This window comes from Mycobacterium sp. SMC-8, assembly GCF_025263565.1.
Taxonomy (GTDB): domain Bacteria; phylum Actinomycetota; class Actinomycetes; order Mycobacteriales; family Mycobacteriaceae; genus Mycobacterium.
In genome coordinates this window covers 1248803-1263931 of sequence record NZ_CP079865.1, presented here as the reverse complement: position 1 = coordinate 1263931, position 15129 = coordinate 1248803, and the positions used below count along the sequence as shown (strand labels likewise).

Sequence of the window (15129 nt, the reverse complement as noted above, 5' to 3'; positions counted from 1 at the left end):
TGCGGCGGCGGGGGAGAACCCGCCGCCGCAACGTCCGCAACGTTGTGGTGTAGATCAGCCGGCCATGAACGTGTCGTAGGCCGACTGCAGATCCGCCGGCAGCACGCCCACGTTGCAGTTGCGCTGCGTGTCGCCGATCGGGGCGAGGATGCCGCGCAGGTCGTAGTACTCCGCCGGGTTGGCGGTGAAATAGCCCCGCAGGTTGGCCTCGGCCTCGGGCCGCGGCTGGTTCATCGCCGCGGTCACGGCCTGGTTCGCGCCCGGGTGGGTGTCGAGGTACTGCCGCGCCTGCGCGGTGACCGAGCTGACGGTCCCGGTGAGCGAGCTCGCGGTGCACTGGGCCGGCTGCGCCCCCGCCATCGGTGCCGCCACGGTTGCTGCGGCCACGCCGCCGAGCAGACATGCGGCCGAGACGCCGGCCACGGCGCGCCGACGGGCGCGCACGGTAAAACCATTGAGATTCATGATTGGTTGGTCCTTCGCATTGTGAATCGGTTGCTGCTTCCCCCGGCTGAGATCCAAGGTAGCCGAATCCTGAAGTGGTCAAACGTAACTCGTCGGCGCCGACGACCGCCTGGGCCGAGCGTTACAGGGTGCGGGCGTGACGTTGACCTCAATTCCGGGGTGTAACCGGCCCGACGATCCCCGCTGCGGTTTCCAAACCATGAAACTTCTCAGAATTCGCCGGGTTTGCTTAAGTGATCGTGATCTGGGTCGTCACCGAATCGTTACCGAGCAAAAGCCGCGGGCAGGCGAGATAAGTTGGTGATCGTGAAACTGGACCTGCTGACACCCGGCATCGAGGTCGGGCTCGTCACCACCGACCCGGGCCCGATGGTCGCCTTCTACGAGGGATTCCTCGAACTTGAGCCCCAAGGCGACATCGAGTTCGACGGGGGCTCACAGCGGCGCTACTCACTCGGGGGCAGCGTGCTCAAACTCGTCACCTACACGACGGCGCCCGCTGCTCCCGCCGCACCCGGCGGCGGCCGCGCGCAGGCGGGTCTGCGGTACTTCACGATCGGGGTGAACGGTCTACGCGCCGTCGCCGACGCGTTCGCCGCATCCGAATACGAAGTGGTGGAGCCGCTCACCGAGTATGCGCCGGTGCCCGGCATGGGCTGGATGTTCGTCGCCGACCCCGACGGCAACCACATCGAGTTGTTCGGGACGCTCTGACATGGGTTACCCCTACCCGTCCGGCACCCCCGCGCAGGCCCCGACGTGCTACCGGCATCCCGACCGTCAGACCTACGTCCGCTGCACCCGCTGCAACCGATTCATCTGCCCGGAATGCATGCACAGCGCCGCTGTCGGCCATCAGTGCGCCGACTGCGTCGGCGAGGGCGCCCGGTCCGTCCGACCGGTCACCAACGCCGTCGGTGCCCGCGCGCCGCGGTCGACGACGCCGCTGGTCACCTACGTGCTGATCGGCGTCAACCTGCTGATGTTCGCACTGCAGATGGCGTCTCCGGAGCTCGAACGCGCCCTCGGGCTGTGGCCGCCCGCCGCCGCCGACGGTGAGCTGTACCGGCTGCTGACCTCGGCGTTCCTGCACTTCAGCCTCACCCACATCGCGTTCAACATGCTGGCGCTGTATTTCGTCGGCCCGCCGCTGGAGTTCGCGCTCGGGCGGCTGCGGTTCGTCGCGCTCTATCTGCTCAGCGCGCTGGGCGGCTCGGTGCTGGTGTACCTGCTCACGTTCAACGCGCTCACCGCCGGCGCGTCCGGGGCGGTTTTCGGATTGTTCGGTGCGACGTTCGTGGTGGGCCGCAAGCTGAACATGGACGTGCGGTCGGTCGTCGCGATCATCGTGCTGAACCTCGCGTTCACGTTTCTGATCCCGCTGTTCACCTCGCAGAACATCAGCTGGCAGGGCCATGTCGGCGGGCTGGTGACCGGTGCGGTGGTGGCCGCGGCCTTCGTCTACGCCCCGCGCGGGCAGCGCAACCTGGTGCAGGGCGCTGCGGCCGCCGGGTTGCTGGTGCTGTTCGTCGCGCTGGTCGTGTGGCGCACTGCCGAGTTGCAGAGCATGCTCGGACTGAGCTGAATGGGTATGGGGGGGAGATGCTCGGCCTACCGGACCGCATCCGCGCATGTCTGTTCGATCTCGACGGCGTGCTCACCGACACCGCCAGCGTGCACCGCCGCGCCTGGAAGGCGATGTTCGACGAGTACCTGCGCAGCCGTGCCGAACACGGCGTGCCCTACGTTCCCTTCGATGCGGGTGCGGACTACGAGCGCTACGTCGACGGCAAACCGCGCCTGGACGGGGTCCGCTCGTTCTTGGAAAGCCGCGGCATCGTCTCCGACGCCCAGACCGTGTCGCACTTGGGCGACCGAAAGAACCGGATGTTCAACCAGAGCCTGCACAGCGACGGGGTCACCGTGTTCGACGGGTCGCGGCGGTATCTGCAGGCGGCCACCGACGCCGGGTTGCGGCGCGCGGTGGTGTCGTCGAGCGCCAACACTCGCGACGTACTCGAGCTCACCGGACTGGACGTCTACATCGAGGAGCGTGTCGACGGCGTGACGCTGCGTGAGGAGAACCTGCCCGGCAAACCGGCCCCTGACTCGTTCCTGCGAGCCGCGGAACTGCTCGGCGTGTCCCCGGCGGACGCGGCCGTCTTCGAGGATGCGCTGTCCGGGGTGGCCGCCGGGCGCGCCGGTGATTTCGGCCTGGTGGTCGGCGTCGACCGGACCGGACAGGCCGAGGCCCTGCGGCGCAACGGCGCCGACACCGTCGTCACCGACCTCGGGGAGCTGCTCTGAGCATGATGATCACCGACGACGCGTTTCCGGTGGAACCCTGGCAGGTCCGGGAGACCCAGCTGAGGGTGGATCTGCTTGCGCAGACCGAATCGCTGTTCGCGTTGTCCAACGGGCACATCGGGCTGCGCGGCAATCTCGACGAGGGGGAGCCTCACGCGCTGCCCGGCACCTACCTGAACGGGTTCTACGAGACCAGGCCGCTGCCGTACGCGGAGGCGGGGTTCGGCTATCCGGAGGACGGCCAGTCCATCGTCGACGTCACCAACGGCAAGCTGATCCGGCTGCTGGTCGACGACGAACCGTTCGACGTCCGGTACGGCGACGTGCACGCCCACGAACGGACTTTGGATCTTCGGGCCGGCACCCTGACCCGCACGGCGGACTGGACCACACCGTCCGGCAAGCGGGTCAAGGTGCACTCGACCCGGCTGGTCTCGCTGTCCCAGCGCAGCCTGGCCGCTATCGAGTACATCGTCGAAGCCGTCGACGATGTGTTGCTGACCGTGCAGTCGGAGCTGGTCGCCAACGAGGACCTGCCTTCGCCGTCGGGCGATCCCAGGGTCGCCGCGGTGCTGACGAAGCCGCTGGAGGCGGTGCAGCACGAGATCAGCGAGCGCGGGGCACTGCTGATCCACCGGACCCGCTCGAGCGGGTTGACGATGGCCGCGGCGATGGACCACGTCATCGAGGGCGAAGGCCGGGTGGACGTCAGCGGTGACTCCGGCGACGACTGGGCGCGCACCACGGTGGTGACCGAACTGCGCGCCGGTCAGCGTTTGCGCCTGGTGAAGTACCTGGCCTACGGATGGTCCAGCCTGCGCTCGTGCCCGGCGCTGCGCGACCAGGTCGCCGCGGCGATCGCGGGCGCCCGGTACACCGGCTGGTCGGGTCTTCTGCAGTCACAGCGCGAATACCTGGCCGAGTTCTGGGACAGCGCGGACGTCGAGGTCGACGGTGACGCCGACAGCCAGCAGGCCGTGCGCTTCGGGCTGTTCCACGTGCTGCAGGCCAGCGCCCGCGCCGAGCGGCGCGCGATCGCGGGCAAGGGACTGACCGGAACCGGCTACGACGGCCACGCCTTCTGGGACACCGAGGGGTTCGTGCTGCCGGTGCTGACCTACACCGCCCCGCGCGCCGCCGCCGACGCGCTGCGGTGGCGGGCGTCGACGCTGGAGCTGGCGCGGGAGCGCGCCAAGGAACTGGACCTGAGCGGCGCGAGTTTCCCGTGGCGCACCATCCACGGCGAGGAATGCTCGGCGTACTGGCCGGCGGGTACCGCCGGTTTCCACGTCAACGCCGACATCGCGATGGCTTTCGACCGCTACCGGGTGGTGACCGGCGACGAGTCGCTCGAATCCGATTGCGGCCTGGTCGTTCTCGTCGAAACCGCCCGGCTGTGGGCCTCGCTCGGCCACCACGACCGATACGGTCGGTGGCGCATCGACGGGGTCACCGGGCCCGACGAATACACCGCGGTGGTGCGGGACAATGTGTTCACCAACCTGATGGCCGCCGCGAACCTGCGCGTCGCGGCCGACGCCTGCACCCGGCACCCCGACGGTGCGCGCGACCTCGGTGTCGACAACGAGGAGACGGCCGCCTGGCGTGACGCCGCCGACGCGGTGCACATCCCCTACGACGAGGAGCTCGGCGTGCACCCGCAGTGCGAGGGGTTCACCACGCTGCGGGAGTGGGACTTCCAGTCCAACACGAAATACCCGCTCCTGTTGCATGAACCGTACGTCCGGCTCTATCCGGCCCAGGTGATCAAGCAGGCCGATCTGGTGCTGGCCATGCAGTGGCAGAGCCATGCGTTCACCCCCGAGCAGAAGGCCCGCAACGTCGACTATTACGAGCGGCGCACCACCAGGGACTCGTCGCTGTCGGCATGCACTCAGGCGGTGATGTGCGCCGAGGTCGGGCATCTGGAACTGGCCCACGACTATGCGTACGAGGCGGCACTGATCGATCTGCGTGACCTGCACAACAACACCGGCGACGGGCTGCACCTGGCGTCGCTGGCCGGCAGCTGGACCGCGCTCGTCGTCGGGTTCGGCGGGCTGCGCGACGACGAGGGCGTACTGGCACTCGACCCGCACCTGCCCGGCGGCATCTCCCGGCTGTGTTTCCGGTTGCGCTGGCGCGGTTTTCGCGTGACCGTGGCAGCCGACCACGAGTCGGTCACCTACACGCTGCGGGACGGTCCGCGGGGGGCGCTGACCATCCGGCATGCCGGTGAGCCGTTGGAACTGACCACCCGGGAACCGACCAGGGTGGCGGTGCGGCCGCTGGTCCCGTTGCTGCCGCCGCCGTCGCAGCCGCCCGGGCGGGAGCCGCTGCACCGGCGGGCACGGATCGCCGATCGATAGGCCCCATCATGGGTTTCGCGGTGGAGGAGGCGCTCGACGAGCTGTACTGCGCTGCGCCCGGCGAGTTCACCCGAGTACGCACCCGGCTCGCCGCCGCGGCGAAGAAGAGCGGTGACGCCGATGCGGCACGGCGCATCGGCGACAGCCGGAAGCCGACGACGGCCGCGTGGGTGGTCAACACGCTGGTGATCGGCGGGACGGCCAGATCCGCTCTGACGCGGCCGCCGCGGTGCGGGCCGCGAAGCGCTAAGTTGCCAACAGCGCCGCGTCGAACGTGATGCGGTAAGCGAAATGCTGAGCGCCACGCTTAAATTCGGGAGTTCGACATGGAGACCGACATCCGCCGGGTGGTGACCGGCGCGTCCATCGGTAATGCCGTCGAGTGGTTCGACTTCGCCATCTACGGCTTCCTGGCGACGTTCATCGCCGCGCACTTCTTCCCCGCCGGCAACGACACCGCCGCGCTGCTCAACACCTTCGCGATCTTCGCCGCGGCGTTCTTCATGCGTCCGCTCGGCGGATTCTTCTTCGGGCCGCTCGGCGACCGCATCGGCCGCCAGAAGGTGCTGGCGGTGGTGATCCTGCTGATGTCGGCGGCCACGCTGTGCATCGGTGTGCTGCCGACCTACGACACCATCGGGGTGGCGGCACCGCTGCTGCTCCTGTTCTTCCGCTGCCTACAGGGCTTCTCGGCGGGCGGCGAGTACGGCGGCGGCGCGGTGTACCTGGCGGAGTTCGCCGGCGACGCCCGCCGCGGCCTGACCGTCACGTTCATGGCCTGGTCCGGGGTCCTCGGCTTCCTGATGGGCTCGGTCACCGTGACCGCACTGCAGGCGCTCCTGTCCGCCGAGGCCATGGAGAGCTACGGCTGGCGCATCCCGTTCCTGATCGCCGGGCCGCTGGGACTGGTCGGTCTCTACATCCGGCTGCGCCTGGGCGACACACCGCAGTTCGCCGAACTGAACAAGGCGGACAACACCGCCGAGTCGCCGCTGCGGGAAGCCGTCACCACGTCGTGGCGGCAGATCCTGCAGGTGATCGGCCTGTTCATCGTCTTCAACATCGGCTACTACATCGTGTTCACGTTCCTGCCAACGTATTTCATCAAGACGCTGGGGTTCTCCAAGACCGCGTCGTTCGTGTCGATCACGCTGGCCTGCGTGGTGGCGCTGGTGCTGATCCTCCCGCTGGCGGCGCTGTCAGACCGGGTCGGGCGGCGGCCGCTGCTCATCGGCGGCGCGGTCGCCTTCCTGGTGCTCGGCTACCCGCTGTTCCTGCTGCTCACGTCGGGCTCGCTGGTCGCGGCGATCTCGGCGCACTGTCTGCTGGCCGCGATCGAGTCGGTCTACATCTCCTGCGCGGTGTCGGCCGGGGTGGAGCTGTTCGCCACCCGGATCCGGTTCAGCGGGTTCTCGGTGGGCTACAACGTGTGCGTCGCCGTGTTCGGCGGCACCACCCCGTACGTCGTGACGTGGCTGACCGCGGCCACGGGAAACCCGATCGCGCCGGCGTTCTACCTGATGATCGCGGCCGCGCTGTCGCTGCTCACGGTGCTCACGCTGCGGGAATCGGCGGGCCGAGCATTGGCGCAGGTGCAGGACGACCCCGCTAGGGTGGGCTCAGGCATCCACGAAGGGGAGACGCGCAGATGAAGCTTCAGGTGTTGCCCTACGTCACCGTCGAGATCGACGACCGGCTACGGCGCCGCGTGCGCACCGCCGGCGAGAGATTCCGGGTCACCGTCCGGGCTTACCTGCGCAGCGCTGCCGACGACGTGGACGCCGCCGGGGACCGGGTCAGCGGACTCTGCGACCGTGCCGTGCACCGGGTGGACTCGGTGGTCGCCCGCGTCAACGACCGGATCGCGCCGACGCAGTCGGAGCCGGCCGGGTCTGGCCGGCCGGCCCCACACCTGCGGGTGGTCGACGGGCGGGCGTCCTAGGTTCGCACCCGGCCGGACCGGCCGCCGACGAAGAATGAGCCGACCAGCACCACCAGGCCGACGACCGCGACCGGGATCGCCCACGAGCGCCGCGACGACAGCGCCGACTCACACGAGGCGGCGTAGTCGGTATGCGGGACGATCTCGTTGAGCACCGGCAGGTTGGCCAGATTGCCGCTGTCGGCGTCGCGGGCCTCCGACAGATCGGCGGCGATGCCGTTGCCGCATCCGATGCTGCCCTCGGGTCCGGGGATCGACACCGGCACCAGGAGCGCGATGACACCTGCCAGCAGCACCGCCACTCCAGCGATCATGATCAACCGTCGCACATTCATGCCCGCACTGATGCCCCAGTTCCCCGGCGCCGAAACAAGATCGATCATTTGTCGAGAGGGGACCGGGCTGGGCGGGGGACCGGTAAAGGTGCTTTCCTTGTCGGGTGATCGGGCATGGCCTTACCGTGCTGCTGGCCTTTCTGGCCGCGGTGTTCCTTGCTGTCGGCATCGTGGTGCGCCAGCGGGCGACCCTGGACGTGCCCGCCGAGGACGGGGTCAGTGCCGTGATGTTCCGGACTTTGCTGCGCCGGCCGCTGTGGTGGGCGGGCACCGCGGCCGCCGTCGCCGGCTTCGTCTTCCAGGCGCTGGCGCTGGCCAACGGGTCGCTGCTGCTGGTCCAGCCCATCCTGGTCTCGGCGCTGCTGTTCGCGCTTCCGCTCAGCGCCCGGCTGGCGCACCGGCGGGTCACCCGGGCCGAGTGGGCCTGGGCGGTGCTGCTCACCGCGGCGCTCGCGGTGTTCGTGGTGCTCGCCAAGGCCAGCCCCGGCGACTATGAGGCGTCGCTGTCGACTTCGGCGCTGGTGGCGGTGGTGTGCACGATCGCGGTGCTGGCGTGTGTGATCGTCGCGACCCGCGTCATCGGATGGATCCGCGCGGTGCTGCTCGCCGTTGCGGTCGGGGTGCTGTTCGGGGTGGTCGCGGTGCTGACGAAATTGGTCATGCACGTGCTGACACACGAGGGTCTGACGGCGGTGCTGACCACCCCGGTGCTCTATCTGCTGGGCCTGCTCGGTGTGGTGGCGACATTGCTGCAGCAGTCCTCCTTCCACGCGGGCTCGCTGCAGACCTCGGTGCCGACCATGCTGGTGCTCGAACCGATGGTCGCGGTGATCCTCGGGGCGGTGGTCCTCGGCGAGCATTTGAACGCCGACCGTTGGGACGCGATCGCGATCGCGGTGGCGACGGTGGCGATGGTGGCGGGCACGATCGCGCTGGGCCGCGACGAGGGCGCCTACGAGGAGATGCTGGAAGCGGACAAGGCGGAAAACGCTCAGGCGGCTTCGGGCAGCGGATAGCCGCGGTCCCGGGCGACGTCGGCCAGCGCGGCGCGCAGCCTGGCGCGCCCGCGGTGCAGCCGGGACATCACGGTGCCGAGCGGGGCGTGGGTCAACTCGGCGATCTCCCGAAACTTGCGGCCCTCCACGTCGGCGTAATACACCGCGGTGCGGTACTTCTCCGGCAGCGCGCGCATGGCCGCGGCGATCACAGGGTCGGGCGTGTGGGCCAGCACGACCTCCTCGGTGGATTCCGGGGCGTTGCCGCGCCTGCCGTGCCGCAGCAGCTGACCGTCGGTGAACTCGTCGGTGAACTGGAGCCCTGGCCTGCGCTGTTGTCTGCGGTAGGCGCTGATGTGGGTGTTGAGCAGAATCCGGTACAGCCAGCCGGCGAGATTGGCTCCGTCGCCGAGGGGGTCGAGGGTGTCGAGGGTGCGGAAACTGCCGAACGCCGCATAGGCCTTGGCCGCCGTTTCCTGGAGCAGGTCTTCGGCGTCGGCGTGGTCTCGAGTCAGGGTGAACGCGTGCCGGTACAGACCGGCGATCAGCGGTATCGCCTCACGTTCGAAACGGTCGGTGAGCGGGTCGTCCTCTGGGGTGTCGGGCATGCTTCGACTCTCCCGATGCGGCGCCCCCGCGTCTGCCCGGCTGGCCTCCAAAACGGGTGCGGAGAACCGCACCGCACGCTACCGGTTAACCCCCATACCAGGACGCCCAGCGTCGGATCTCGACGCTGATCACCGGTCCGTCGAGCTCGACGCGCCGGTATTGGGGGTACTTGGCGCGCAGCAGCGCGTAGCCGGTGGCCATCTCCACGCCGCTGTGGTGAATGGTCGCGACGCCGTCCGCGCGCACCCACCACAGCCGGGACCAGTCTTCGTCGTAGTGCTGGACCAGCAGGCTGACCGCCGGGTTGTTCTCGATGTTGACCAGCCGGCGCAGCCGCTGCGTCGACTTCGGCTTCGCGTCGATCGCGGTGTACAGGATGTCCTGGCGGTGCTCGGGCATCGCGAACACCACCGGCACCAGGTGGGGCACCGCGTCGAGGCCCGCGGTCGCCAGCATCGCCACCGGCGCGCCGGCAAATGCGGCAGTAACGTCACGGTCGTCGGATTCCGCCATCGTCCCAGGGTAGGGTGCGCAGAGCTGGTCCGATTCGTTCACTGCGGAGTCGCGGGGCGGTAACCGCTGAGCCACTGCGCAGCCTCCTGCTCATCGGAAGGTTCGGCAATGAACACCGCACGCAACACCTCCCGGCCGTTGGCCCGGTTCCTCGCCGTCGCCGCGTCGGTGCTGCTGGCCGGCGGCGCTGTGGCCTGTGCGCCACCGGAGAAGGACAGCTCGAACGCCCAGACCGAGTCGGGGGTGAACGCCGCCGAGGCCACCTCGGCAGCGGATTTCGGCGGCATGGAGGGCCTCGTCGAGGCCGCCAAGGCCGAGGGCGAGCTCAATGTGATTGCGCTGCCTCCGGATTGGGCCAACTACGGCGCGATCATCACGGCGTTCTCCGACAAGTACGGCATCAAGGTGAACTCGGCGCAGCCCGACGCGTCCAGTCAGGACGAGATCAACGCCGCCAATCAGCAGAAGGGCCGCAGCACCGCGCCCGACGTCTTCGACCTCGGCCAGTCGGTGGCTCTGGCCAACACCGCGATGTTCGCGCCGTACAAGGTCGAGAAGTTCGACGACATCCCCGCGGCGTTCAAGGACGCCGACGGCACCTGGGTCAACGACTACGGCGGCTATATGTCGATCGGTTTCGACTCCTCCACGGTGCCGCCGGTGACCAGCGTCAACGACCTGCTCAAGCCCGAGTACCGGGGCAAGGTGGCGCTCAACGGCGACCCGACGCAGGCCGGCGCGGCGTTCTCCGGTGTGCTGATGGTGGCGCTGTCGCAGGGCGGTTCGGCCGACGACATCGCTCCCGGGGTCGAGTTCTTCCGCAAGCTCAAGCAGGCCGGTAATTTCCTGCCCGTCGACCCGACACCGGCCACCATCGAATCCGGCCAAACCCCGGTGGTGATCGACTGGAACTACACCAACTCCGCCGAGACCAAGAAGCTGCCGTCGTGGACGGTGCTGGTGCCGCCGGACAACGTTGTGGCCGGGTACTACTACCAGGCGATCAACAAGGACGCGCCGCACCCGGCGGCCGCGCGCCTGTGGCAGGAGTTCCTGTACAGCGACGAGGGACAGAACCTGTTCGCCCAGGGTGGCGTTCGCCCGGTGCGGGCCGACAACATGCTCGCCGACGGCACGCTGGACGCGGCGGTGGCCGCGGCGCTGCCGGTGGTGAGCGGACCGGTGACCGTGCCGACGCCCGAGCAGACCGAGGCGGCCTCGAAGTACCTGGCGGAGAACTGGGCCGCCGCGGTCGGCTGAGCGTACGCCCGTGGGTCTTGCACGCCGACTGCGTGATTCGCTGCCGCTGCTGCCGTTCCTGACCGTGGTGGTGATCTTCCTGATCATCCCGACGGTCACGGTGGTGGTGGGGGCGGTGTACGCCGATGGGGTGTTCAGCCTGGACCGCATCGCCGCGCTGTTCACCGGCACCGCGCTGTCGGCGCTGCGGGACAGCGTGCTGCTGTCGGGCGCCACCGCACTGCTCGGCGCGTTCGGGGGCGCGGCGCTGGCGTGGCTGATCGTCAGCAGTCCGCCGACCTCGATGGTGCGTCGGACCGTGCTGTCCCTGTGCAGCGTGCTGGCCCAGTTCGGCGGTGTGGCACTGGCGTTCGCGTTCCTGGCCACCGTGGGGCTGAACGGGGTGCTCACGCTGTGGGTGCAGCAGGTGTTCGGGTTCAACCTGGCCGGCTCGGGCTGGCTCTACAGTCTGAGCGGATTGATCCTGGTGTACACCTACTTCCAGATCCCGCTGATGGTCATCGTGTTCGTCCCGGCGCTGGAGGGGCTGCGGGAGCAGTGGCGCGAAGCCGCTGTCAGCCTCGGCGCGTCGACGTGGGCGTACTGGCGTGAGGTGGCGCTACCGCTGCTGACGCCGGCCTTCCTGGGCTCGGCTCTGTTGTTGTTCGCCAACGCTTTTGCCGCCTACGCCACCGCCGCGGCGCTGGTCAGCCAGGGCAGTCCGATCCTGCCACTGCTGATCCGTGCGTCGCTGGTCAGCGAGGTGGTGCTCGGGCAGGCCGGGTTCGCCTACGCCCTGGCGCTGGAGATGATCGTCGTGGTTGCCGTGGTGATGGCCGCCTACAACCTGTTGGTGCGCCGTAGTTCCCGGTGGTTGTCATGAGGACCCGGTCTTGAAAGCCGCTGTGCGTGGGGCACTGTGGGTGATGTTCGGGTTGTTCTTTCTGTTTCCGCTGTACGCGATGGCCGATTTCTCCACCCGCAACCTGCTTTCCGACGGGCGGACCTGGCAGGCGTGGGCCAATCTGATCGCCGACGAGACGCTGTACCAGGCGATCGTGGTGTCACTGCTGCTGGCGGTGCTCACTGTGGCCGCGATGCTGATGCTGCTGGTGCCGACGATGATCTGGGTTCGGCTGCGCGCGCCATGGGCCAGGGGCCTGGTCGAGTTTCTGTGCCTGCTGCCGTTGACGATTCCGGTGCTGGTGATCGTCGTCGGCCTGCGCAACGTGTATCTGTGGGTGACGTACTTCCTCGGCGAGTCCGCGCTGACGCTGACGTTCGTCTACGTGATCATCGTGCTTCCGTTCGCGTACCGGGCCATCGACGCGGCGCTGTCGGCGATCGATCTCCGCACGCTCTCGGAGGCCGCCAGATCGCTGGGGGCGGGCTGGTTGTCGACCATAGTGCGCGTGGTGGTGCCCAACATCTGGTCGGGAATCCTGTCGGCCGCCTTCATCTCGATCGCGGTGGTGCTGGGCGAGTACACCATCGCGTCGTTGTCGGGCTACCAGACACTGCAGGTGCAGATCGTGCTGATCGGCAAGAGCGACGGCCCCACCTCGGTGGCGGCGTCGCTGGCGACGTTGCTGTTCGGTTTCGCGCTGCTGCTGATCCTGTCGCTGGTGACCAGAGGCCGACGCAACGTGGGAGTGACCGTATGAGTGGAGTCGCCGTCCAGCTCGACGAGCTGACCCGGGTGTACGGGCAGACCCGTGCGCTCGACGGCCTGACGTTGCACATCGAGCCCGGCGAGCTGGTCGCACTGCTGGGCCCGTCCGGGTGCGGGAAGACCACCGCGTTGCGGATTCTCGCCGGACTCGACGAGGCGACGTCGGGCACCGTGTCGGTCGGCGGCGTCGATGTCAGCCGGGTGCCGGCGAATAAGCGCGATATGGGCATGGTGTTCCAGGCTTACAGCCTGTTCCCTCACCTGACGGTGCTCGACAACGTCGCGTTCGGACTGAAGATGCGTGGAAAAGGCAAGCGGGACAGGTTGTCCCGTGCGGCCGACATGCTTGACCTGGTGGGTCTGGGGGAGCTGGGAGGGCGTTACGCCAAGGAACTGTCGGGCGGGCAGCAGCAGCGCGTCGCGTTGGCCCGGGCGCTGGCGATCCAGCCGCGGGTGCTGCTGCTTGACGAACCGCTGTCGGCGCTGGACGCCAAGGTCCGCACCCAGTTGCGGGACGAGATCCGCAGGGTTCAGCTCGAAGTCGGCACGACGACGTTGTTCGTGACCCACGACCAGGAGGAGGCGCTCGCAGTCGCCGACCGGGTCGGCGTGATGAACCAGGGCCGGCTCGAGCAGCTGGCCGCCCCCGCCGAGCTGTACGCGAACCCGGCCACACCGTTCGTCGCCGATTTCGTCGGGCTGAACAACAAGGTGCCCGCCACGGTGTCCGGTGGCACCGCCCAGGTGTTCGGGGTGTCGGTGGCCGCGCTGCCCGGTTCCGTCGACGGCGAGGGGGTGGCGATGGTGCGTCCCGAGTCGGTGACCGTCACCGCCGACCCCGCCGGCGCGGCGACCGTCACCTCGGTGTCGTTCCTCGGCGCGATCTCGCGGGTGCATCTTGCGCTGCCGGGCGGGGCCACGGTCAGCGCTCAGATGGCCAGCTCGGCGGCGCGGGCGTTCGCCCCGGGCGACCCGGTGGCCGTGGGCCTGGAGGAGAGCTCGGAACGCGGCGGCGTGCTGGTCACCCGTCCTTGACGGGTTCGGGTCGGCGCCGAAGTCTCACCCGCACCAGGTATCCACGTTTGGCAGCGAAAGTTCGAGTGCAGGCCTGCACAACGTGGATTTCTGTGGCGGATGGTGCCTGCGTTCACCCTTGAGCGGGTCAGACGTCCTTGACGGGATCGATGCCGAGATCGCGGTAGGTGACCAGCGCGTGGAACGGCACGTTGCGCCTGGCGAAGCGCGCCGCCGCGACGTCGCCGCGGTCGACCATCGGGATCACCCCGGTGACCACCACGCCGAGCGGGGCGATGCGTTCCAGCGCGAGCTCGGTCGAGCCGCCGGTGCTGATCACATCGTCGACGAGCAGCACCCGCATGCCTGGCTGCAGCCGGGTGCCCTCGACCCACTGCTCCCTGCCGCGTGTCTTCTGTTCCTTGCGCACCGAGAACCACGCCTTGCCGGTGACCATCGCGACGCCGTGCGCCAGCGGGTCCGCGCCCATGGTCAGGCCGCCGACGGCGTCGAACTCGATGCCGTTGGCCGCGGCGAGGTCGGCGACCGCCCGGGACACGATCGCCAGTCGCTCACCGGTGTCGACGGCGTACTTACCGTCGATGTAGTCGTGGCTGAGCTGACCGCTGGCGAGCTTGAACGGTTCCTCGCGCCGTTCGTGGCCGCGGGTGCGGATCAGCTCGAACGCGGCCTGCCAGCTCTGCGGGCGGTCGTCTCCGGTCGGCATGTGTCAGTCTCCTCGGGCCCGTCGTGTCAACTCGACAGCGGCGGAACGCAATTGGTCGATGGAATCGATCGGCCCGGCATAGCCGACGCGGGTGTAGGCCATGCCGCGCGGCGTATCCAGCCGCAGATCGAGGCCGTAGCGGTCGGCGGCGGTGCACGTCGCCGCCACCGCGTCCGGGTATCCGCCCAGGGTCCGTGCCATCGCGACGAGCGAGTCGGGGTGGTCGGCGTTGAGGTGGGCGATCGCGCCGGCGGCGTGCGGGGCGATCGGGTCGGGCCGGGCCGCCGTGTACTCCGCACCGGTGGTGGAGTCCATCCGGCCGTAACCGCCGACCCAGCGCACTCGGGCCACCCGCAGCACCCACAGCGTGAAGTCGCTGTAGTCGATGTAGTACCTGGCGGCGTCGACGGCGCTCAGATGGGCTTGCCGCGCGGCGTCGCGTTCGGCTCCCTCCGGAGCCTCGACGCGTCCGGCCAGCGTGATCCGGGCGCTGGCCAGCGGATCGGCCTCGGTGGTGGGGGCGGTGATCGCGAGGCTCGCCCGCGGGTCGGCGGCCAGGTTGCGGCCGTGTTCGGCAAGGTTGGACACGCAGAGCACCGGGGCGCCGTCGAGCAGGCCGTAGGTGACGAACGACGCCCACGGGTCGCCCTCGCGGGTCAGCGTCGCCAGCGTGCCGGTGTTGGTTGACGCCGCGATGGTGCGGGCCTCCTCGGCCGCCGACGGGCGCGCGGGATTGGCAGGTTCGGTCAGCGGGGGCGCGACGGTGGGCGCATCACCCGGGTCACCGTGGTCACGTGTGGGGCCGGTGGACGTCACGACGGCACCCTATCCTGCCCGCACCGTCCAGGGGCACACGTCATCGGACCTACCCGCTTGTGCCGATGTGAGAGAATTGCAGGCGAATTCGTCCTTCGTGAACACAACGAAATCCTCCGGAGATGG

The 15129-nt window shown here is 69.0% G+C and carries 18 protein-coding genes; 12 read left to right on the top strand and 6 right to left on the bottom strand.

Annotated elements, in window-relative coordinates:
• Positions 1–54 precede the first annotated feature (54 nt).
• Positions 55–465: a heme-binding protein gene (locus tag KXD97_RS06260; RefSeq protein ID WP_260755906.1), complete on the bottom strand. Its 411-nt coding sequence runs from the start codon at positions 463–465 to the stop codon at positions 55–57.
• A gap of 300 nt (positions 466–765) precedes the next feature.
• Between KXD97_RS06260 and KXD97_RS06255 the strand changes: the two genes are divergently transcribed.
• Genes KXD97_RS06255 through KXD97_RS06225 form a run of 7 tightly spaced genes read left to right on the top strand, consistent with a single transcriptional unit; the run spans position 766 to position 7083 of the window.
• Positions 766–1179, top strand: a complete 414-nt coding sequence (locus KXD97_RS06255; RefSeq protein WP_260755905.1) for a VOC family protein — start codon at positions 766–768, stop codon at positions 1177–1179.
• A gap of 1 nt (position 1180) precedes the next feature.
• The gene (locus KXD97_RS06250) at positions 1181–2050 is read left to right on the top strand and encodes a rhomboid family intramembrane serine protease (protein ID WP_260755904.1); all 870 of its coding nucleotides are present in this window, start codon (positions 1181–1183) and stop codon (positions 2048–2050) included.
• Between the two features lie 17 nt (positions 2051–2067).
• On the top strand, positions 2068–2772 hold the full coding sequence (locus KXD97_RS06245) for a beta-phosphoglucomutase family hydrolase (RefSeq protein WP_260755903.1): 705 nt from the start codon (positions 2068–2070) through the stop codon (positions 2770–2772).
• Positions 2773–2777: 5 nt separating this feature from the next.
• A complete protein-coding gene (locus KXD97_RS06240) occupies positions 2778–5141 on the top strand; it encodes a glycoside hydrolase family 65 protein (RefSeq protein ID WP_260757858.1) in 2364 nt (787 codons plus the stop codon).
• 8 nt (positions 5142–5149) lie between these two features.
• A complete protein-coding gene (locus KXD97_RS06235; protein WP_313901352.1) occupies positions 5150–5419 on the top strand; it encodes a hypothetical protein in 270 nt (89 codons plus the stop codon).
• Between the two features lie 48 nt (positions 5420–5467).
• On the top strand, positions 5468–6793 hold the full coding sequence (locus KXD97_RS06230) for an MFS transporter (protein ID WP_260755902.1): 1326 nt from the start codon (positions 5468–5470) through the stop codon (positions 6791–6793).
• Entirely contained in the window at positions 6790–7083 is a 294-nt protein-coding gene (locus tag KXD97_RS06225) for a hypothetical protein (protein WP_260755901.1), read from the top strand. Before KXD97_RS06230 ends, KXD97_RS06225 begins: the two co-directional genes overlap by 4 nt.
• Here KXD97_RS06225 and KXD97_RS06220 read toward each other — a convergent pair.
• On the bottom strand, positions 7080–7418 hold the full coding sequence (locus KXD97_RS06220; protein ID WP_260757857.1) for an aminopeptidase: 339 nt from the start codon (positions 7416–7418) through the stop codon (positions 7080–7082). The two genes, KXD97_RS06225 and KXD97_RS06220, sit on opposite strands and share 4 nt — an antisense overlap.
• A gap of 104 nt (positions 7419–7522) precedes the next feature.
• Between KXD97_RS06220 and KXD97_RS06215 the strand changes: the two genes are divergently transcribed.
• Positions 7523–8434 carry a DMT family transporter gene (locus KXD97_RS06215; protein ID WP_260755900.1) on the top strand — a complete coding sequence of 304 codons (912 nt, stop codon included), beginning with the start codon at positions 7523–7525 and terminating at the stop codon, positions 8432–8434.
• Here the strand turns inward: KXD97_RS06215 and KXD97_RS06210 are convergent.
• Both KXD97_RS06210 and KXD97_RS06205 read right to left on the bottom strand, forming a co-directional pair.
• Complete coding sequence (locus KXD97_RS06210) at positions 8410–9021, bottom strand: sigma-70 family RNA polymerase sigma factor (RefSeq protein WP_260755899.1); 612 nt, start codon at positions 9019–9021, stop codon at positions 8410–8412. The genes KXD97_RS06215 and KXD97_RS06210 overlap by 25 nt on opposite strands.
• Before the next feature lie 85 nt (positions 9022–9106).
• Complete coding sequence (locus tag KXD97_RS06205; protein WP_260755898.1) at positions 9107–9535, bottom strand: TIGR03668 family PPOX class F420-dependent oxidoreductase; 429 nt, start codon at positions 9533–9535, stop codon at positions 9107–9109.
• Positions 9536–9643: 108 nt separating this feature from the next.
• Between KXD97_RS06205 and KXD97_RS06200 the strand changes: the two genes are divergently transcribed.
• The 4 genes from KXD97_RS06200 to KXD97_RS06185 are packed head-to-tail and all read left to right on the top strand — an operon-like array spanning position 9644 to position 13481.
• Positions 9644–10795 carry an ABC transporter substrate-binding protein gene (locus KXD97_RS06200; protein WP_260755897.1) on the top strand — a complete coding sequence of 384 codons (1152 nt, stop codon included), beginning with the start codon at positions 9644–9646 and terminating at the stop codon, positions 10793–10795.
• A gap of 10 nt (positions 10796–10805) precedes the next feature.
• Entirely contained in the window at positions 10806–11657 is an 852-nt protein-coding gene (locus KXD97_RS06195) for an ABC transporter permease subunit (protein ID WP_260755896.1), read from the top strand.
• A gap of 43 nt (positions 11658–11700) precedes the next feature.
• Positions 11701–12438: an ABC transporter permease gene (locus KXD97_RS06190; protein ID WP_260757856.1), complete on the top strand. Its 738-nt coding sequence runs from the start codon at positions 11701–11703 to the stop codon at positions 12436–12438.
• Positions 12435–13481 carry an ABC transporter ATP-binding protein gene (locus KXD97_RS06185; RefSeq protein ID WP_260755895.1) on the top strand — a complete coding sequence of 349 codons (1047 nt, stop codon included), beginning with the start codon at positions 12435–12437 and terminating at the stop codon, positions 13479–13481. Before KXD97_RS06190 ends, KXD97_RS06185 begins: the two co-directional genes overlap by 4 nt.
• Positions 13482–13608: 127 nt before the next feature.
• Here KXD97_RS06185 and KXD97_RS06180 read toward each other — a convergent pair whose 3' ends face one another.
• Entirely contained in the window at positions 13609–14187 is a 579-nt protein-coding gene (locus KXD97_RS06180; protein ID WP_260755894.1) for an orotate phosphoribosyltransferase, read from the bottom strand.
• A gap of 3 nt (positions 14188–14190) precedes the next feature.
• On the bottom strand, positions 14191–15003 hold the full coding sequence (locus tag KXD97_RS06175) for a HugZ family protein (RefSeq protein ID WP_260755893.1): 813 nt from the start codon (positions 15001–15003) through the stop codon (positions 14191–14193).
• Between the last annotated feature and the right edge of the window lie 126 nt (positions 15004–15129).